The sequence below is a fragment of the Streptomyces sp. NPDC001781 genome (assembly GCF_053596035.1).
The window spans coordinates 233,032-251,887 of the sequence record NZ_JBSFFI010000001.1 but is presented as its reverse complement, the minus strand read 5'-3'; the positions used below and the strand labels follow the sequence as shown (position 1 = coordinate 251,887).

The following is an 18,856-nucleotide window of genomic DNA, read 5'->3' as shown; positions in this document are numbered from 1 at the left end:
GCCTCTCACATTCATCTGTCGAGAGCACGTGCCTGGTTCGCGGGGGAACCGGCAGGTATGTCGTTCTCGTCTGCCACTGGGGGCCACCCCCCACGCAGGACACTGGTACATGGTTCGGACAGGGCGCGCGGGAGCGCGTGCGGCGCATCAAGGAGGCATCGGTGGCGGGCGAGTCCCCCGACAGGTCGAAGCAGCACGAAGACTCCGTCGGTTCAGCGAGTTCCGTGGAGGACGAGGAACTCCGCGAGGCGGTCTCGGCGTGGGTACGGCCTCCCTCCGGGGGTTCGGCGAAGGGCAAGTCGGCTGCTTCCGGTGCGGGTTCGACCGGCGACGGGAAGGCCGCCGGCCGGCCGGGGAAGGATGCCGCCGAGGAAGCCTCCGGCACCTCCGGGAGCGCCGGCAGCGTTGCCGCCGCCGTGCCTGACGACACGTTCAAGGACTCCCCCGAGGCCGGCTCCGCCGAGGAGGCGGAGAAGGACGACGTGGAGGAGGGCACCACGTCCCCGGCCGCGAAGGGTGGCGCCGAGGGCTCCGGCGAGGGCACCTCCGTCCCGGCGGCCGCGGACGGCACGGAGGACGCCGGGAAGGCATCCTCAGGCTCGGCCGAGGACGCCTCCTCCGATGATGCCGACGACGCCGAGGAGGCCGAGGAGGCCCAGGAGGCCGCCTCCGGCTCAGCCGGCGACTCCGGTAAGGGCACCGGCACTTCGGCTGCCGTGGGCTCGGGGACGCGTGCCTCCGCACCCGCCGCCGAGGTCGGGTCGGACTCCGCCGCCGAGGGCGCGGACGGGGCCGCCGCCGAGGACGCCTCCGCCCCGGCTTCCGCGGCCGCCGAGGACGACACCGACGACACCGACGACACCGAGGACGCCCCGGCCGCCGGGACCGGCCGCTCCCCCGAGAGCGCCTCCGAGGCCGCCCCCGAGGGCACGGGCAAGGCCGCCGCCGTCCTGGACGCCGAGGACACCGACGGTTCCGCCGAGGACGACGAGAGCGCCTCCGGCTCCGCCGGGACCGGCGGCGCCGCCAAGGACGGCTCCCGCCCCGCCTCGACGGACGCGGGCAAGGCCGCCGCTGCGGGCGCCGTCGCCGCCGCCAGGGGCGACGCCGAGTCGGCCGACGAGGACGACGCCGAGGACACCGGCAAGGCCGCCCCCGGCTCCGCCAAGGACGCCAAGGACACCAAGGGCGAGTCCGAGGCCACCCCCGGCCCGGGCAAGGGTGACGCCACGCCCGGCGCCGAGGCCGAGGGCACCCCCCTCCCCGCCCCCCGGGGCGACACCGAGGGTGCGCCGAAGAAGGCTCCCGGCAAGCCCGTGGACACCCCCACCACCGCGCTCAAGTCCCCCGCCGCCAAGAAGCCGCGGGTGGACCAGCCGACGACGATGCTCAAGGTCGGGGGGAAGGCCGAGCCCGCTCCCGCGGAGCGCGAGACCGAGCGGACCAGCAAGTTCGTGGCGCTGAAGCCCGACCTCAAGGGGCCGTCGGCCAGGGTCGAGGAGACTCGGGCCGTGCCGCAGGTGGGGCCGGAGCGCACGACGCAGCAGCCGTTGCCGCCGAAGCCGCCGCTGGACCTGCTGGCGGAGCTGACGAACACGCCGCCCCCGCCGGAGACCCCGGTGCGCACCCTGGTGCGGCGGGTGAAGATCTGGACGCCGCTGGTGATCCTGCTGGTGGTGATCCTGGGCGTCGTCCAGGCGATGCGCACCCTGCCGCAGCCCACGCTCGCGCTGACCGCGAAGGACAGCTACACCTTCGAGGGCGGCAAGCCGGACATCCCGTGGCCGACGGACGGCCAGGCCGCGCTGGACGTGCAGGGCATCGGCTCCTTCGGTTCGTCCGGCTCGGGCAAGCCCGTGCCGATCGCCAGTGTGGCGAAGGTGATGACCGCGTACCTGATCCTGCGCGACCACCCGCTCAAGAACGGCGCCGCGGGTCCGAAAATCGCGATCGACAAGGCGGCGCAGGACCAGTCGAAGGCGGGCCAGGAGTCCACCGTGGACGTCACGCAGGGTGACAGGATCACCCAGCGGGAGGCTCTGGAGGGCGTGCTGATCGCGTCCGCGAACAACGTGGCGCGCCTTCTCGCACGCTGGGACGCCGGCTCGGAGAAGGCGTTCGTGGCGAAGATGAACGCCGCCGCCAAGGGCCTCGGCATGAGCGGGACGACGTACACCGACCCCTCGGGTCTGACGAACTCCACCGTCAGCACGGCCGCGGACCAGGTGAAGCTGGCCAAGGCCGCGATGCAGCAGCCCGCGTTCCGCGAGGTCGCGGCGATGATGTCGTACACCGACTACAAGGGCACGTACCACTCCAACTGGAACCAGCTCGTCGGGCACAACAACGTCGTCGGCATCAAGACCGGCACCACGACCTCCGCCCTCGGCAACCTGGTCTTCGCCGCGAAGCAGGACGTCGGCGGCGAGACCCGGATGGTCATCGGCGCGGTGCTGCGGCAGCCGCCGGGCGGCCGGGAGAACACCATCCTCAGCGCCGCGCTGGACCACAGCGACGCGCTGATCCGGGCCGCCCAGGGGGCGCTGAGGTCGGAGACGGTGCTGAAGAAGGGCACGGTCGTCGGCTACGTGGACGACGGTCTCGGCGGCCGGACCCCGGTCGAGGTCACCGAGGACGTGAAGGCGGCCGGCTGGGCGGGCCTGAAGGTGCGGCTGTCCTTCACCTCCGGCACGATCGCGCACACCGCGAAGGCCGGTACCGAGGTCGGCTCGCTGACCGTGGGCGACGGCTCCTCGGCCGGTGCCGTGAAGGTGCCGGTGGCACTCCGCGCCGACCTGGCCGAACCGGGCCTGGGAGCCAAGCTGACCCGCGTCGGCTGACCCCCGGGCCGGCCTTCGCGGCACCCGCCGTATCCGCACCCCGCCGTCCGCGCTCCCGCCTCGGGAGCCGGGCGGCGGGGTGCGTGCTAGCGTCACGAAACGGGGCAGGTCACCGAGGACCGCGCCGGGCCGCGCAGAGGGCCGAGAACGGAAAAGACGGGACACGGGGAGTGCCTGACGTGGCGACAACCGAGCCGAAGCGCGCCGAGAACGCCGAGCCGGGCCCGGCGTCCGGCCCCCGGATACCCGGCTCGCCCGCGAAGAGCGTGCGGAGCGCGCGGAGCACGGCAGGCGCCCTGAACGCTCTGCGCGCAACGGCGCGCCGGCACCCCGTGCTGTCGGTGACCCTGCTCGCGGGCGTCCTGCACATCATCTGGTTCTTCACGTTCGCCAACAGCGGCGGAGACCTCGCGGCGCAGGACGCGTGGGCGGAGTTCGTCGGCAGGCACCCGGACTCGGCGTACAACCTCGCCTGGTACGGCGGCATGCATCCGGTGTCGTACAGCGTGGTCTCGCCGTATCTGATGTCCGTGCTCGGGGTGCGGACCACGATGATGATCGCCGGCACCGGCTCGGCGGCCCTGCTGACCATGATCCTGGTGCGCAGCCGGGCGGTGCGCAATCCGCTGTCGGCCGCGCTGGCCGGGGTGTTCGCGCTGCTCGGAAACGCCGTCTCGGGCCGGGTGACGTTCGGACTCGGCACGCTGTTCGCGCTGGGCGCGGTGGCGGCGGTGTTCTGCTGGCCCTACGACGGCCGGTACGAGCGCTGGGCCAAGCCGATGGCCGCGGCACCACTGGCGGCCCTGGCGGGCATCCTGGCGCTGCTCGGCGGGGCGGTGTCCGGCTGGGTGCTGTACGCGCTCGCCGGGCTGTTCGCGGCGGGCGCGGTGGCGGTGGTGTGCTGCTGGCCGTACCGGGGGCGGTACAAGCGCTGGGCGAAGGCGCTGGCGGCGGCGCCGCTGGCCGCGCTGGCCACCATGGCGTCGCCGGTGGCGGGGCTGTTCGTGGGGCTGGTGGCGGTCGCGCTGTTCCTGCAGAAGCGGCGGCCGGGCGCGTTCGCGCTGGGGCTGGCGCCGGCGGTGGTGGTGGCCGCGTCGGCGTGGCTGTTCCCGTTCTCCGGGACGCAGCCGATGACGTTCGGCTCGGTGGTCATGCCGCTGCTCTACGGCCTGCTCTGCCTCTTCCTGGTGCCCAGGGAGTGGGTCACCGTCAGGCTGACGGCGGGGGTGTACAGCCTGAGCGTGGTCCTGGTGTGGCTGATCAGTTCACAGATCGGCTCGAACATCTCGCGGCTGCCGATGCTGTTCGCCGGGGTGGCCCTGGTGGCCGCGCTGCCTTTCACGGCACCGCGTTCGCGCCGCTGGTACGTGACGGTGCTGGCGTTCGCCGGGTTCGTCGGCTGGATCGGCTTCAAGTCGGTGGACGACGTGATCCACACGACCCCGGCCGCGTCCTGGGCGCGTGAGCTGGCGCCGCTGGTGCACCAGCTGCAGCGGGTGGACGCGGAGAAGGGCCGGGTGGAGGTGATCCCGGCGCGCTCGCACCGGGAGGCGTCCGCGCTGGCTCCGTACGTGAACCTGGCACGCGGCTGGAACCGCCAGGCCGACATGGAGCGCAACCCGCTCTTCTACGACGACACGCTCAACTCGGCCAACTACCACGAGTGGCTCCAGCGGTGGGCCGTGCGGTACGTGGTGCTGCCGAGGGTGGACGACCCGGACGGGGACGGCGGGCTGCGCGAGCGGGAGCTGGTGCTGCGCGGGATGCCGTACCTGGACCGGATCTGGAGCGACTCCAACTGGCAGCTCTACCGGGTGACGGACCCGGCGCCGATGGCCGGGCCGAACGCCGTGGTGCGGCGGGCGGAGCAGGGCGAGATGACGCTGGACGTGCGGGAGCCTGGGCGGATCCTGGTCCGGGTGCCGTACTCGCCCTGGCTGAGCGTGGTGGACGAGCGCGGCAGGAGTCTGGCGCCTCCGCGGGAGACCGAGGAGTCGAAGCGGCGGCCGGAGGGGTCCGCGAAGTCGTTCGTCAACGTCAACGGGTGTCTTCGGGAGACCCCGGTGGACGCGTCCGGCGACAGCTGGACGGTGCTGCTGGCGCCGCGGGCCGGAACGTATCACCTGGCGGCGCCTTACCAGCTTCCGCGCGGGACGCCCTGCCCGGACGAGCTGGGCTAGCCCCGGGGCGGACGGGAGCGAGCCGTCTCAGGCTCGCGGGTAGCGGGCCAGCCAGCCGGGGGCCGAGCCGGCCGGGGTGTGGAGGGCTGGGCCCTGGGTCATTTCGAGGGCGAAGTCGTCGGCCAGTTCCAGGATGGTGGGGCGGCCTTCCAGCTCGGGCAGCCAGGCCGGGGGGAGGGCTGTCTCGCCGTGCAGGGCGCCCAGCAGGCCGCCGGTCAGGGTGCCCGCGGCGGCCGAGGGACCCGGCTGGTTGACCGCCAGGCAGAGACCGTGGCGGACGTCCTCGCCCACCAGGGCGCAGTAGACGGCGGCGGAGAGGAGGCCGTCTGCCGTGCCCTCGCCCGCCAGTTCCGTCACGCGCGCCGGGCTGGGGAGGCCCTGGCGCACCGCGCCGAGGGACCGTTGGAGGGCGGTCGTGACCGGTTCGTGGCCGGGGCGGGCGGCCAGCAGGGCGAGAGTGGTCTGGACGGCACCGTCCAGGCTCTCGCCGCGCGCCAGGGCGTGCACGATGACCGCGTACGCGCCCGCCGAGAGGACCGCCACCGGGTGGCCGTGGGTCTGGGCCGCGCATTCCAGCGCGAGCTGGACGACGAGCTGGGGCTCCCAGCCGACCAGCAGGCCGAAGGGCGCCGAGCGGGCCACGGCCTCCGGGCCCGCCTCGCCGGGGTTCTTGGGGCGTTCCAGCGTGCCCATCACGTCGTTGCCGAGCCCCAGCATCAGGGCGCGGGTGGGGTTGCGGCGGGCGTACAGCCACTCCTCGCGGGCCAGCCAGCCGTCCTCGGCGCGGCGCTCGTCCGGGCCCCAGTCCCGCTGGGTGGCCGCCCAGCGCAGGTACGCCCGGTGCAGGTCGGTCGGCGGGTGCCAGGCGCCGGTGTCGCGGCGGACCTGGGCGCGGATCAGGCCGTCCACGGTGAACAGGGTGAGCTGGGTGTGGTGGGAGACGGTGCCGCGTCTGCCCTGGCCGGGCGCGAGATCGGTCAGCCCCTCGGGGCCGTGCGCGGTACGGATCGCGTCCAGGTCCAGCGAGTCGACCGGTGCGCCGAGGGCGTCGCCGATCGCGGCGCCCAGCAGCGTGCCCCGTACCCGGCCCCGGAAGTCCTGCTGTTCCGCACGGCCCCAGACGGCGCCGCTCGTCGCACCCACCCAGACCTCCTCGCGCCACCGTCCGCCCGCACGCCGGTCAGCACTGTAATGGACCCGGAACGGTCCGATCAGTGAGCCGATCGGTCTCCGCCGAACCCATACTGCCCAGGAACGGACGCCTCAGCTCCGCCCAAACGGTCTTCGCTCCGGCGGGCGCCGCAACCACCCCCCACTCGTGCGCGTACGCGGCCACGATGCGCAGTCCCCGGCCCCCTTCGGTCGGTTCGGCCGGCTCCTCCGGCAGCAGGGGGCTCCGCTCACCCCGCGCGTCGGTCACCTCGACCCGGAGTGTGCCGTCGTCCCTGCGCAGCAGCTCCAGCCGGAAGTCCCGCCCGGCGACGCGGCCGTGCAGCACCGCGTTGGCCGCCAGCTCGGCGACGACCTGCGCGGCGTCCTCGAACGGCATGCCCCACTCGTCCAGCTGCCGCTCGGTGAGCAGCCGGGCGAGCCGTGCGCCTCTGCGCGTCGCGGACAACTGGATGCGCAGCCGTGATTTCTCGTTCATGTCACCCACAGTGGCCGCCTGTCCCTACGCTGAACAGTAACGACCACGGTACGCAGGGTGACTGTACGGGTGGGCGACGGAGCGGTACGGCTGGTACGAGCGAGAGGGGCGCCGGTGGAGGACGAGGAGGCCGAGGCCGTACTCCGGGCGGTGGGCCGGCAGATCAAGGCGTGGCGGGAGGCGGCGGGTCTGACCCAGGTGGAGCTGGGCTCCGCCATCGGATACGGCGAGGAGATGGTGTCCTCCGTGGAGAGGGGCCGCCGCGTCCCCAAGCCGGACTTCCTGGACCGCACCGACGAGGTCGTGGGCGCGGGCGGCAAGGTGTCCGCGATGCAGGCGGACGTGGAGCGGGCCCGGTACCCGAAGAAGGTCCGGGACCTACAGAAGCTGGAGGAAGAGTCCGTGGAGTTGGGTGCCTACACCGCCCTGCACATCCACGGGCTTCTGCAGACGCCCGAGTACGCCCACGCGCTGTACGCGATGCGGCGTCCCACGTACACGGAGGAGGAGATCGAACGGCTGGTCGCGGCCCGCATGGCGAGGAAATCGGTGTTCGAGCGGGTGCCCCGTCCAGAGATCACGTTCGTGCAGGAGCAAGCAGCGCTGGAACGGCCGATCGGCGGAAGGGCGGTGCTTCGACGGCAGTTGGAACACCTCCTGGAAATCAGCGAGATGCGGCATGTAACCATCCAGATGATGCCGACCGACAGGCAGGAACACGCGGGCATGGCTGGGCACTTCCGCCTTTTGAAGCTCCGGGACGGCAAGACGCTCGGCCACCTTGAGGTCCAGTTCCACAGCCGCCTGATCACCGACCCGAGAGAAGTCCAGATCCTGGAGATGCGCTATGGCATGATCCGGGCGCAGGCCCTCCCGCCCATGGAATCGCGAGCCCGCATCGAAAAACTACTGGGAGACCAAACATGACCCCCGCGCTGACGTGGTTCAAGAGCAGCTACAGCAGCAACGACGGACCCGACTGCGTCGAAGTCGCCCTCACCCCCGGCCACATCCACATCCGGGACTCCAAGACCACCGACGGCGACCGACTGACCGTCTCCGCCGACACCTGGACCTCCTTCCTCGGGCACGCGGTGCAGCTCGTCTGAAAGGCGTCCCCCCTCGGCCGGGGGTCGGGAAGAATTCCGATCATGACCATGACCGACTCTGCGGCCCCCGCCGACTCCGCCCGTGCCGCCCGCTCGGGGCTGGGCCTGGCCGCCACCGTGCTCACCGGCGTGCTCGCGCTGTACATCGCCCTCGTCGCCGTAGGCAACATCACCGACTTCGGGACGAACCAGCAGTACGTCCGGCACGTACTGGCGATGGACACCACGTTCAAGGACGACCACCTGATGTGGCGGGCGATCACCAGTACCGCCCTCCAGGACACCGCCTACGTGGCGATCATCGCCTGGGAGACGGTGGCGGCGGCCGTGCTCGTGTGGGGCACCTGGCTGTGGGCACGGCGCGACAACGCCCGCGCGCGGCGCTTCTCCACCTACGGCCTGCTGATGCTGATCCTGCTGTTCGGGGCCGGCTTCATCGCCGTCGGCGGCGAGTGGTTCGCCATGTGGCAGTCGAAGAACTGGAACGGCGTGGACGCGGCGACCCGCGTCTTCCTGCTCAGCGGAGTCGCCCTGATCGTCAACCACCTGCCCGCCCGCGACGAGCGGTAGCGGCGGGGCTATTCGACGACCGACACCCTCGTCCCCAGGTCACCGAAGGACCACAGTGCGGCTCCGTCCTCCTTGTGGAGGCGGATGCCGCCGGTCTGGGCGCCGTTGGCGGGAGGTGGCGAGGAGCCGTCGAGTGCGTTGGAGAAGCCTATGTTCACGCCGGAGACGGCCGTGAAGTACATGATGTGCTCCACCTTCACCCCGTCCGAACCGGTCGTGGCCTCGGTCCGCTTGATGATCGAGTAGCGGCCAGGCTGAGGGTCCACCGTCCCCGCCCACACCGTGAACGTCCGCGCCGCCTGCCCTGTGGCGTCGACCAGCCACACCCGGTGCGCCTGGACCGAGTAGACGATCCTGCGCCCGGTCCCCGACGCCTCCGGCAGCGCCGGCGGGCCGGAGGGGGTCGCGGCGGCGGACGGGGCCGGGGATGCCGAGGCCGTGGGGCGGGCGTGGGCCGCCGGGGCCGCGGGGCGCGGGCCGTGGTCGGCCTGGACGGCGAGGGCGACGACGGCGGCGGTCGCCGCGACCGTCAGTCCGGAGACCCAGGCCCACGAGGGCAGTCGGGCAGCCACGGGTACGCATCTCCTCCGCTGTGGGACCCCCTTCTCAGATCCGGGGTCGGATCATCGTACTCAGTCCACGAGGGGCAGCAGATCCGGCAGGTGCCCGTCCGAGGCGCGGGCCGCGGCCTGCCGCTCCTCCGGCACCTCGCCGTACAGCGTGGTGCGCGGCTTCGCCGGCCGCCCGGCCGCCTCCGCGACCGCCTCCAGGTCCCGCACGGACTTGTACGAGCCGTACGACGACCCCGCCATCCGGGAGATCGTCTCCTCCATCAGCGTGCCGCCCAGGTCGTTCGCCCCGGAGCGCAGCATCTCGGCCGCGCCCTCCGTGCCGAGCTTGACCCAGCTGGTCTGGATGTTGGGGATCAGGCCGTGCAGGAGGAGCCTCGCCATCGCCGTGACCGCGCGGTTGTCCCGCATGGTCGGGCCGGGGCGCGCGATGCCCGCGAGGTAGACCGGCGCGTTGGTGTGGATGAACGGCAGCGTCACGAACTCCGTGAAGCCGCCCGTCCGCCGCTGGATTCCGGCCAGCGTGCGCAGGTGGCCCAGCCAGTGCCGGGGCTGGTCGACGTGGCCGTACATCATCGTGGACGAGGAGCGGATGCCCAGTTCGTGGGCGGTGGTGATGACCTCGGTCCAGGTGGCCGTGGGCAGCTTGCCCTTGGTCAGCACCCAGCGCACCTCGTCGTCCAGGATCTCCGCCGCCGTACCGGGGACGGAGTCGAGCCCGGCCTCCTTGGCCGCCGTCAGCCACTCCCGTACGGACATCCCCGTACGGGTGGCCCCGTTGACGACCTCCATCGGTGAGAAGGCGTGCACATGCATACCGGGGACGCGTTCCTTGACCGCCTTCGCGATGTCGAAGTACGCCGTGCCGGGCAGGTCCGGGTGGATGCCGCCCTGCATGCAGACCTCCACCGCGCCCACGTCCCACGCCTGCTGGGCCCGGTCGGCGACCTGGTCGAGCGAGAGGGTGTAGGCGTCGGCGTCGGTGCGCCGCTGGGCGAAGGCGCAGAAGCGGCAGCCGGTGTAGCAGACGTTCGTGAAGTTGATGTTCCTGGTGACGATGTACGTCACGTCGTCCCCGACCACCGACCTGCGCACGTCGTCCGCGATCCGGCACACCGCGTCCAGCGCCGGGCCGTCCGCGTGCAGCAGCGCCAGTGCCTCGGCGTCGGTCAGCCCCGCCGGGTCGTCGGCGGCCGTGCGCAGGGCAGCGCGGACGTCGGTGTCGATGCGCTCGGGCACCATGCCGGGGGCGGCGGCCTCGCGCAGCTCGGCCCAGTCGCCGTACACCTCGTCGAAGTCGTCGCGCCGGTCGGAGGTACGGCCCTCGGTGTCGATGGAGGCATGCAGGTCGGTGCGGCCGGTGGCGGTGAACACCTCCTCCGGCTCCTGCCAGGGCAGCCCCTCGGGGAGCACACCGGGCCGGGCGAGACCGGTCTCCGGGTCGGCCAGGGCGGCGACGTGCGGGCGGAGCCGGGGGTCCAGCCAGGGTTCGCCCCTGCGGACGAACTCCGGATACACGCACAGCCGTTCCCGCAGCTCGAAGCCGGCCGCGCGAGACCGTTCGGCCAGCTCCTCGATCTGCGGCCAGGGGCGCTCGGGGTTGACGTGGTCGATGGTGAGCGGCGAGACCCCGCCCCAGTCGTCGATCCCGGCGCCGATCAGCCGCTCGTACTCGCTGTCCACGAGGTTCGGCGGGGCCTGGAGGCAGGCGGCGGGGCCCATGATGTGCCGTGCGACGGCGACGGTGGCGATCAGCTCGTCCAGCTCGGCGTCCGGCATGCCGCGCATCGCGGTGTCCGGCTTGGCGCGGAAGTTCTGGATGATCAGCTCCTGGACGCCGTGGTAGGCGCGGGAGACCTTGCGCAGCGCGAACAGCGACTCCGCGCGCTCCTGGTACGTCTCCCCGATGCCGATGAGCAGCCCGGAGGTGAAGGGCACGGAGGAGCGGCCGGCGTCCTCCAGCACCCGCAGCCGCACGGCGGGTTCCTTGTCCGGGGAGCCGTGGTGCGGGCCGCCGGGCTCCGACCACAGGCGCTCGGCGGTGGTCTCCAGCATCATGCCCATGCTCGGCGCGACCGGCTTGAGCCGCTGGAAGTCGGTCCAGCTCATGACGCCGGGGTTGAGGTGGGGCAGCAGGCCGGTCTCCTCCAGGATGCGGATGGAGATGGCGCGCACGTACGCGATCGTGTCGTCGTAGCCGTGCGCGTCGAGCCACTCGCGCGCCTCGGGCCAGCGGTCCTCGGGCTTGTCGCCGAGGGTGATGAGGGCTTCCTTGCAGCCGAGCGCGGCCCCCTTGCGGGCGATGTCCAGCACCTCGTCCGGTGACATGAACATCCCGTGGCCGTCGCGGCGCAGCTTGCCGGGGACGGTGACGAAGGTGCAGTAGTGGCACTTGTCGCGGCACAGCCGGGTCAGCGGGACGAAGACGCTTTTCGAGTACGTGATGACTCCGGTCCGCCCCGCCGCGTCGAGTCCCGCGTCCCGTACCCGCGCTGCGGAGGCGGTGAGGTCCGTGAGGGCCTCGCCGCGGGCCTGGAGCAGTACCGCCGCCTCGGAGACGTCGAGGGCGACACCGTCACGGGCACGTTTGAGGGCGCGACGCATGGAGTTCTCGGTGGGGCCGGTTCCCGGGGTCGCGGAAGTCGTCATTCCCTGAGCATACGTTCGGTGTGATCCACAGCTTCGGGCGCTTTTCGGGCAGGCACGGGGCACCGGTGCGGTGCCTGACCTTCCTGGGCTCCGCGATCGTGCCGCCCGGCCGATGTCGCCGGGTCCGCGCTGGTTCGGCGATCGGGAACGACGGCTGGACCTCACCGGCCCGGTGTGCGGCGATCGCCCTGGTCGGCTTCCTCCGGTCCCGCGCGCTGCCGGCAGCACCGCCGAGCGCTGGGCCCGCAGGGGTGAGAACTCTGTGAAGTCCCCCGTGCCGCCTTGTGATCGGCGTCTCCCGCGGCTGACGCAAGTGGCGTGAAGAAGGCAAACTGGCCTAGTCGTTGGGACTGCCTAGGGGGCGAACGCATGGACGGTGGGGCTCGGATGCCGGAGCAGCGGGTCTCCGGTTCCGCCGTGCTGCGGTTCGGGGTACTCGGGCCGGTGCGGGCCTGGCGCGGGGAAGCACCGGTCCCCACCGGCTCTCCGCAGCAACGCGCCCTGCTCGCGGCCCTGTTGCTGCGGGAGGGCCGTACCGCCACGGCGGCCGAACTGATCGACGCGCTCTGGGGCACCGAACCACCTCCCAGGGCGCTCGCCGCTGTCCGGACCTACGCGTCCCGGCTGCGCAAGGTGCTCGAACCCGGCGTCCTGGTCAGCGAGTCCAGCGGGTACGCCATCCGGACGCTCGCGCCGCTGGACCTCGCCGTCGCCCAGGAGCTCGCCGCGCAGGCCGAGAAGGCGCGCGGTGCGGGGGAACTGGGCGAGGCACGCCGGACGCTCGACCGGGCGCTGGCCCTGTGGGACGGCGAGGCCCTGGCGGGCGTGCCCGGCCCGTACGCGGAGGCGCAGCGGGTCCGGCTGGAGGAGTGGCGCCTGCAACTGCTCGAATCCCGCCTGGACATGGACCTGGAGCAGGGCAGTCACGCCGAGGCCGTCTCGGAGCTGACCGCGCTGACCGCCGAGCACCCGCTGCGCGAACGCTTCCGCGAGCTGCTGATGCTGGCGCTGTACCGCAGCGGCCGGCAGGCGGAGGCGCTGGCGGTGTACGCGGACACCCGGCGGCTGCTCGCCGAGGAGCTGGGCGTGGACCCGCGCCCGGAGCTCAGCGACCTGCAGCAGCGCATCCTGCGGGCGGACCCGGCGCTCGCCGAGCCCCCCTCCGCCGCCGGGCAACCTCCCGCGGTCCTCGTACGCCCCGCCCAGCTTCCCGCCTCGGTGCCGGACTTCACCGGCCGTTCCGCGTTCGTGACGGAGCTGAGCGACGTGCTGGCGTCGGCGCGGGAAGGGGAGGGCCGGGTGATGGCGGTCTCCGCGCTGGCCGGGATCGGCGGTGTCGGCAAGACCACCCTCGCGGTGCACGTGGCCCATCGGGCGAGGGCGGCCTTCCCCGACGGCCAGCTCTACGTCGACCTCCAGGGGGCGGGCCCGCGACCGGCGGAACCCCAGACGGTGCTCGGCTCGTTCCTGCGGGCGCTCGGCACGGCGGACTCCGCGGTACCGGAGTCGCTGGAGGAGCGGGCCGCGCTGTACCGGTCGGTGCTGGACGGGCGCCGGGTGCTGGTGCTGCTGGACAACGCCAAGGACGCGGCGCAGGTCAGACCGCTGCTGCCCGGCACCGAAGGGTGCGCGGCGCTGGTGACCTCACGGGTGCGGCTGGTCGGGCTGGCCGGGGCGCATCTGGTGGACCTGGACGTGATGTCGCCCGAGGAGGCGCTGTCGCTGTTCACGAAGATCGTGGGCGAGGAGCGGGTCGCGGCCGAGCGGAAGGCCGCGCTGGACGTGGTGGCCGCGTGCGGCTTCCTGCCGCTGGCCATCAGGATCGCCGCCTCACGGCTCGCCTCCCGCCGCACCTGGACCACCTCGGTACTCGCGGCCAAGCTGGCGGACGAACGGCGCCGGCTGGACGAGCTGCAGGCCGGCGACCTCGCGGTGAAGGCCACCTTCGAGCTGGGTTACGGCCAGCTCGAACCCGCCCAGGCGCGGGCGTTCCGGCTGCTGGGCCTCGCCTACGGCCCCGACCTGTCGCTGGCGGCCGCCGCCGCGCTGCTGGACCTCGGCCCGGAGGACACCGAGGACCTGCTGGAGTCGCTGGTCGACACCTCTTTGCTGGAGTCGGCCGCACCCGGCCGCTACCGCTTCCACGACCTCGTACGGCTCTACGCGCGCGCATGCGCCGAACGCGACGAGCGCGAGCCCGGCGAGCGGGCCGCCGCGCTCTCCCGGCTGCTGGACTTCTACCTGGCCACCGCGGCGCGCGTGTACGCCATCGAGCGCCCCGGCGACCGGACCGTGGAGCACCTCCACCCCTACGACCACGAGGGACTGACCTTCGCCGGTCACCGGGACGCGCTGGACTGGCTGTACGCGGAGGCCGACTGCCTGCTGGCCTGCGTACGGCAGTCGGTGGCGCAGGGCAGCCTGCGGCGGGCGGTGGACCTGCTGCTCGTGGCCAAGGACCTGGCCGAGTCCGGCGCGAACGCCCACCAGTTCGGGGCGGCGGCCACCGTCGTCCGGGACGCGGCGGCCCAGGCGGGGGACGCGCTGGTGGAGGGCCGGGCGCGCACCACGCTGGCCCAGGTGCACATCAACGCGGGCCGGTTCGACGAGGCGGAGGCGGAGGCCGAGCGCGCGGTGGAACTGGCCGGTGCGGCGGCGGACCCGTGGATCGACTGCAACGCGCCCAGCGAACGCGGGATCGTGGCCGCGTACCGCAGCCGGCACGCCGAGGCCGAGGCCTACCTCCAGCGCACCCTCACCGCCTACCGCGCCGACGGCAACCTGCCGGGCGAGGCGAGCGCGCTGTGCAACCTGTCGCGGGTGCACCTGTCGATGGGGCAGGTGGCCAGCGCGGTGGAGCTGGCCGGGTCCGGCGTCGCCGTCTACCGGCACCTGGGTCTCACCGTGCGTCTGGCGAACGGGAGTTACGCACTCGGGCTGGCGCTGGCCGAGTCGGGGCGCGCGGAGGAGGCGGAGGCGCGTCTCACGGAGGCGCTGACCATCTTCCGGGACAGCAGGCAGCGGCTGTGGGAGGGCATGACCCTGTTCCGGCTCGCCGGACTGCGGCTCGGCGAACGGCCCGCGGTGGCCGCGGCGCTGGCCGAGCAGTCGCTGTCGGTCCTGCTGCACGTGGGCGGCGACTGGCGCCGGGCGGGCGTCCTCACCGTGCTCGGCAAGGCACTGGCCGCGCTGGGCGAGACGGACCGTGCCCGGGCCTGCTGGACGGACGCGCTGAGCGTCTACGACCGGCTGGGCTCGGCGGAGGCGGCCTCCCTGCGCGAGCTGCTGTCTCCCGCGACGGCCGGGTGAGGCGGCCCCGCCGAAATACGCGGGACCCGGCGTTCATCGTTCGTTTATCGTGCCCGTGCAGTCTTCTCGCAGCCGATTCGTCGTCACGGGGGCGGGCGAACCGGTGGTGCCGTCGGCCGCCCACGCTGGCGCCGGCCGTGGCCGGGTCCGTCCGGAAGCCCTCGGGGGAGCAGCCGGGCGGCCCCGGCCACAACAGCACACCTCAGAGCAACGGAGTACGTCGATGAGCGACGCCAGGAAGTCCGACGAAGTCACCACGCAGGAGAGCCACATCACGGGTGAGGGCGCCAAGGCGGCGGCCGCCCCGCAGGTGGCTCCGCAGGAGAGCCACATCACCGGCGAGAAGCAGGCCAAGGGCGACCTGGGCGACGTCACCACGCTGGAGAGCCACATCACCGTGGGCGACCCGCGCTAGTGCTGTGACCGGGAAGGGCGAGCCGGTGAACCCTTCCGGTCAGCACTGGGTGGAACCACACCCACGGGGGGCGTGAGCCGCGGCGGACGGAGGGGAGCCGCCGCGGCTCACGCGGAACAAGGAGACGGCCGGGTCGGGGGACCCGGCCGTCTTCCGTGTCCGCGGGCGCCCCTCAGGTCGTGCGGGCCGTTCCCGTGCCCTTCTCCGCGTCCAGCGCGTACACGCACCGGTCCTTGCTGCACGCGTACACCACGCCGTCCTTGACGACCGGTGAGCCGGTGATCTCGCCGCCGGTGGCGAGCTTCCAGCGCAGCCGTCCGTCGTCGGCCTTCAGCGTGTACAGCAGGTGGTCGGTGGACCCGAAGTGGATGCGGCCCTCGGCGACCGAGGGGGCGCCCACCACGTCGCCGCCCGCCTGGAAGCGCCACTTGGGCGTGCCGGTGACCGCGTCCAGCGTGTACAGGCCCTTGCCGCTGCCGACGTGCACGTGCCCCGCCGCGACCAGCACCGGTTCCACCGAGGAGCGGGCCTCGGTGGCGATCCGCCAGCGGTCGCGGCCGTCGGTGGCGTCCAGCGCGTAGACGGTGCCGAGGTAGTCGGCGAGGTAGACCCCGCCGCCGGTGACGGCAGGGCCCGGCACGAAGGCGGGCGGGGACAGGAACACCGCCGGGGCCTCGAAGTGCCAGCGCACCCGGCCGGTCGCCACCTCGACGGCGAGGACCCGGCTGCCCGCGCTGACGTACACGTGGCCGTCCGGTGCCGGGGTCAACCGCACGGGCACCCCGCCGCAGGAGGCCGCGTCGCCGATCGGGTAGGACCAGCGCTCGTCGCCCGTGCGGGCGTCCAGGGCGCGCAGCCGGGCGTCCTGCCAGACGTACACCGTGCCGTCGTGCACGGCGGGGCCGGCCTCGGGCGACTCGAAGTCGGTCTGGCAGCCGGAGATCTCCCAGAGCTTGCGCCCGGCCGCCGCCTCCCACGCCTGCACCCCGCCGCCGCGCGTGCCGGTGACGACCGTGCCGCGGTCGGCGTGCAGCGAGTACACCCAGGCGTCCGTGGACACCCGCCACAGGTCGCTGCCCTCGCGGGCGTCCAGGGCGAACAGGGTGGGGCCGTCGGAGGCGTGGATACGGCCGTCCGCGACCGCCATGGACCAGGCCACGTCCCGCGTCTTGAAACGGCGCCGCCCGGTGGCCACGTCCAGGGCGTGCACCTCGAAGGAGGTGACGTAGACGAGGTCGCCGTCGACCAAGGGGGTGCCCCACACGTCGTTGGACATCCGGAACCGCCAGGGCCGCCACCCCGCCGAGGTCTCCGGCAGCTGGGGCGGCACCGGGGGTACGGCGGGGTCGGCGCCGTTGACGCCGGGGCGCGGCCGGGACCAGCTCGCCACCAGGCCCGCCTCCGGCGGCGGCGCCTTCACGGCCGCCGCGCGGGCGTCGGCGACGCGCGGGCCGGGGCCGATGGGCACCTCGAGGCCGGCCAGCCGCACCGGGCCGGTGCCGGGGCCGCCGGACGGCAGGGGGGCCGGGGAGGGCGTCGGGACCACCGGGTCGTAGGACGGCGGCGGGGGCACGGCCGGACGGCCGGGGCCGCGCGGGCCGGGCGGCAGCGGGGCGGGCTTGGCGGGCGGACGGCCGCCCCGGCGGGACTCGATGAGGGCGACGGCCTTCTCCGGCAGCCAGGCGGAGGCGGTGCCGGAGTCGTCCGAGCCGGAGCCGAACAGATGCGGGGCGAGCTGGGCCTGGAGGTCGGCCGGGGAGGGCCTGCCGGGCGCCTCCATCTGCATGCACGCCTCGATCAGCGGGCGCAGCTCCTCCGGCAGTCCGGTGGTGTCCGGGCCCTCCCGGAGCAGCATGAACACCGTCTCGACCGGGTTGGCGCCGTGGAAGGGCGGGTGTCCGGTGGCGGCGAAGACCAGGGTGGAGCCGAGCGAGAACACGTCGCTGGCGCCGGTGACGCTGCGGGAGTCCTTGGCCTGCTCGGGCGACATGTAGGCGGGGGTGCCGACCGCGACGTTCGTCATCGTCAGCCGGGTGTTGGACACCCCGGAGGCGATGCCGAAGTCGATGACCCGGGGGCCGTCCTCGACGACCAGCACGTTGGACGGCTTCAGGTCCCGGTGGACCAGGCCCGCGCCGTGGATGGACTGGAGCGCCTCGGCCACGCCCGCCGCGAGCCAGCGCACCGCCTGGGCCGGGAGCGGCCCGCACTCGTTCACTATCTCCTCGAGCGAGGGCGCGGGAACGTACGCGGTGGCCAGCCAGGGCACCGCCGCGCGCGGGTCGGCGTCGACGACGGCGGCCGTGTAGAAGCCGGAGACCGCGCGGGCCGCCTCCACCTCGCGGGTGAAGCGGACCCGGAAGAGCTGGTCCTCGGCCAGCTCCGTGCGGACCGTCTTGATGGCCACCCGCCGCCCCGACGCCGAGCGCGCCAGATAGACCAGCCCCATGCCGCCGGCGCCCAGCCGGCCCAGCACCTCGAACGGCCCGATCCGCCGCGGATCGTGCTGCGTAAGCTGATCCACCACTTGCCTGCCACCTCCCCGTACGAGCCGCGTCTTCCGCCTTTGGACGCGACCGAAGTGCAGCGTCTCACCACCGCACCGCCCTGGCGGCACGCACCCCGATTCTTCCTGGCCGGGCGGCCGGTTGCGAACCCGGTGGCGAATCGGGGTGTCTCGTGCCCAATCCCGTCATTTCACCGCCCCCGCGGCGCCCCGTCACCGGGTCAGCAGCGCGAAGGACGCCCCTTGATTGTCCGTGACGACCGCCACTCGTCCGTACGACGCGTCGAAGGGCGGCACCTGGATCCGGCCGCCGAGCCGCCGCACGGCGGCGAGGGCGTCGTCGAGGCCGCCGACGCGGAAGTGGACGAGGAAGTGCGCGGGCATCTCGGCCGGGAACACGTCGGTGATCAGGGCGCGGCCGAAGTCGGGGTCCGCGCCCGCGCCGAAGAGGGCCTCGTGGAAGAGGTCGCCGTAGAAGGCGTTCGCGGCGGCCGGGTCGGGGGTGTACAGCTCGGTCCACACGAAGGTGCCCGGCTCGCGGCGCCGCCCGAATCCGCGGTGGCCGTCGGACTGCCACAGCCCGAAGACCGCGCCCTCGGGGTCGGTGACCAGGGCGGCGGCGCCCAGGTGGGCCACCGCGGTGGGGCCGTGGATCAGGCGGCCCCCGGCGTCGGTGATCCTGGCGGTCAGGGCGCGGGCGTCCGGGGTGGCGAAGTACACCGTCCAGACGGTGGGCATCCGGCCGTCGGTCTTGGGCGCGAGCGAGGCGACCGGTTCACCGTCCAGCCGGGCCCGGACGGAGGCGCCGGGGGCGTCCTCGCCGTCGAAGGTCCACCCGAACAGCTCGCCGTAGAACCGCTTGCCCGCCTCGACGTCGGGGAGCTGGGCGTCCGCCCAGCAGGGGGTGCCCTCTCCGTACATCGATGCGCTGTTTTCGGCCATGTCGTCAAAGTAACCGGGACCCGCGCACCCCGCAGGACCAGGGAAAGCTTGTCTCCGCCGAGGTCGCACCCCATTTGCAGTCGGCCGAATCGCGCTCCTGCCCCCCGTCGGTAAGCTGA

At 73.4% G+C, this 18,856-nt stretch carries 13 protein-coding genes; 7 read left to right on the top strand and 6 right to left on the bottom strand.

What is annotated here, in order from left to right:
• Window positions 1-137 precede the first annotated feature (137 nt).
• Together ACWCV3_RS01275 and ACWCV3_RS01270 are read left to right on the top strand one after the other, a co-directional pair.
• Window positions 138-2,840: a D-alanyl-D-alanine carboxypeptidase gene (locus ACWCV3_RS01275; protein WP_451216538.1), complete on the top strand. Its 2,703-nt coding sequence runs from the start codon at window positions 138-140 to the stop codon at window positions 2,838-2,840.
• A 179-nt stretch (window positions 2,841-3,019) separates the two neighbouring features.
• Window positions 3,020-5,020: an MFS transporter gene (locus tag ACWCV3_RS01270; protein ID WP_451216535.1), complete on the top strand. Its 2,001-nt coding sequence runs from the start codon at window positions 3,020-3,022 to the stop codon at window positions 5,018-5,020.
• Window positions 5,021-5,047: 27 nt separating this feature from the next.
• On the opposite strand, the gene ACWCV3_RS01265 is transcribed toward ACWCV3_RS01270, so the two are convergent.
• Window positions 5,048-6,163 (bottom strand): ADP-ribosylglycohydrolase family protein, encoded by a 1,116-nt coding sequence (locus tag ACWCV3_RS01265; protein ID WP_451216532.1) that lies wholly within the window; start codon window positions 6,161-6,163, stop codon window positions 5,048-5,050.
• A gap of 37 nt (window positions 6,164-6,200) precedes the next feature.
• The gene (locus ACWCV3_RS01260) at window positions 6,201-6,668 is read right to left on the bottom strand and encodes an ATP-binding protein (RefSeq protein ID WP_451216529.1); all 468 of its coding nucleotides are present in this window, start codon (window positions 6,666-6,668) and stop codon (window positions 6,201-6,203) included.
• Window positions 6,669-6,782: 114 nt separating this feature from the next.
• Between ACWCV3_RS01260 and ACWCV3_RS01255 the strand changes: the two genes are divergently transcribed.
• Genes ACWCV3_RS01255 through ACWCV3_RS01245 form a run of 3 tightly spaced genes read left to right on the top strand, consistent with a single transcriptional unit; the run spans window position 6,783 to window position 8,347 of the window.
• Window positions 6,783-7,595, top strand: a complete 813-nt coding sequence (locus tag ACWCV3_RS01255; RefSeq protein WP_451216776.1) for a helix-turn-helix domain-containing protein — start codon at window positions 6,783-6,785, stop codon at window positions 7,593-7,595.
• Window positions 7,592-7,777, top strand: a complete 186-nt coding sequence (locus tag ACWCV3_RS01250; RefSeq protein WP_451216526.1) for a DUF397 domain-containing protein — start codon at window positions 7,592-7,594, stop codon at window positions 7,775-7,777. Before ACWCV3_RS01255 ends, ACWCV3_RS01250 begins: the two co-directional genes overlap by 4 nt.
• 42 nt (window positions 7,778-7,819) lie before the next feature.
• Window positions 7,820-8,347, top strand: a complete 528-nt coding sequence (locus ACWCV3_RS01245) for a DUF2165 domain-containing protein (RefSeq protein ID WP_451216523.1) — start codon at window positions 7,820-7,822, stop codon at window positions 8,345-8,347.
• 8 nt (window positions 8,348-8,355) lie between these two features.
• On the opposite strand, the gene ACWCV3_RS01240 is transcribed toward ACWCV3_RS01245, so the two are convergent.
• Together ACWCV3_RS01240 and ACWCV3_RS01235 are read right to left on the bottom strand one after the other, a co-directional pair.
• Window positions 8,356-8,919, bottom strand: coding sequence for a hypothetical protein (locus ACWCV3_RS01240; protein WP_451216520.1), 564 nt, complete (start codon window positions 8,917-8,919; stop codon window positions 8,356-8,358).
• Between the two features lie 60 nt (window positions 8,920-8,979).
• Window positions 8,980-11,565, bottom strand: coding sequence for a bifunctional FO biosynthesis protein CofGH (locus tag ACWCV3_RS01235; protein WP_451216517.1), 2,586 nt, complete (start codon window positions 11,563-11,565; stop codon window positions 8,980-8,982).
• 369 nt (window positions 11,566-11,934) lie between these two features.
• On the opposite strand from ACWCV3_RS01235, the gene ACWCV3_RS01230 reads away from it, so the two are divergent.
• Together ACWCV3_RS01230 and ACWCV3_RS01225 are read left to right on the top strand one after the other, a co-directional pair.
• Window positions 11,935-14,874: a BTAD domain-containing putative transcriptional regulator gene (locus ACWCV3_RS01230; RefSeq protein WP_451216514.1), complete on the top strand. Its 2,940-nt coding sequence runs from the start codon at window positions 11,935-11,937 to the stop codon at window positions 14,872-14,874.
• Window positions 14,875-15,097: 223 nt separating this feature from the next.
• Entirely contained in the window at window positions 15,098-15,289 is a 192-nt protein-coding gene (locus tag ACWCV3_RS01225; RefSeq protein WP_451216511.1) for a hypothetical protein, read from the top strand.
• A 172-nt stretch (window positions 15,290-15,461) separates the two neighbouring features.
• Here ACWCV3_RS01225 and ACWCV3_RS01220 read toward each other — a convergent pair whose 3' ends face one another.
• Together ACWCV3_RS01220 and ACWCV3_RS01215 are read right to left on the bottom strand one after the other, a co-directional pair.
• Entirely contained in the window at window positions 15,462-17,816 is a 2,355-nt protein-coding gene (locus ACWCV3_RS01220) for an outer membrane protein assembly factor BamB family protein (protein WP_451216508.1), read from the bottom strand.
• A gap of 192 nt (window positions 17,817-18,008) precedes the next feature.
• Window positions 18,009-18,737: a VOC family protein gene (locus tag ACWCV3_RS01215; protein WP_451216504.1), complete on the bottom strand. Its 729-nt coding sequence runs from the start codon at window positions 18,735-18,737 to the stop codon at window positions 18,009-18,011.
• Window positions 18,738-18,856 lie beyond the last annotated feature (119 nt).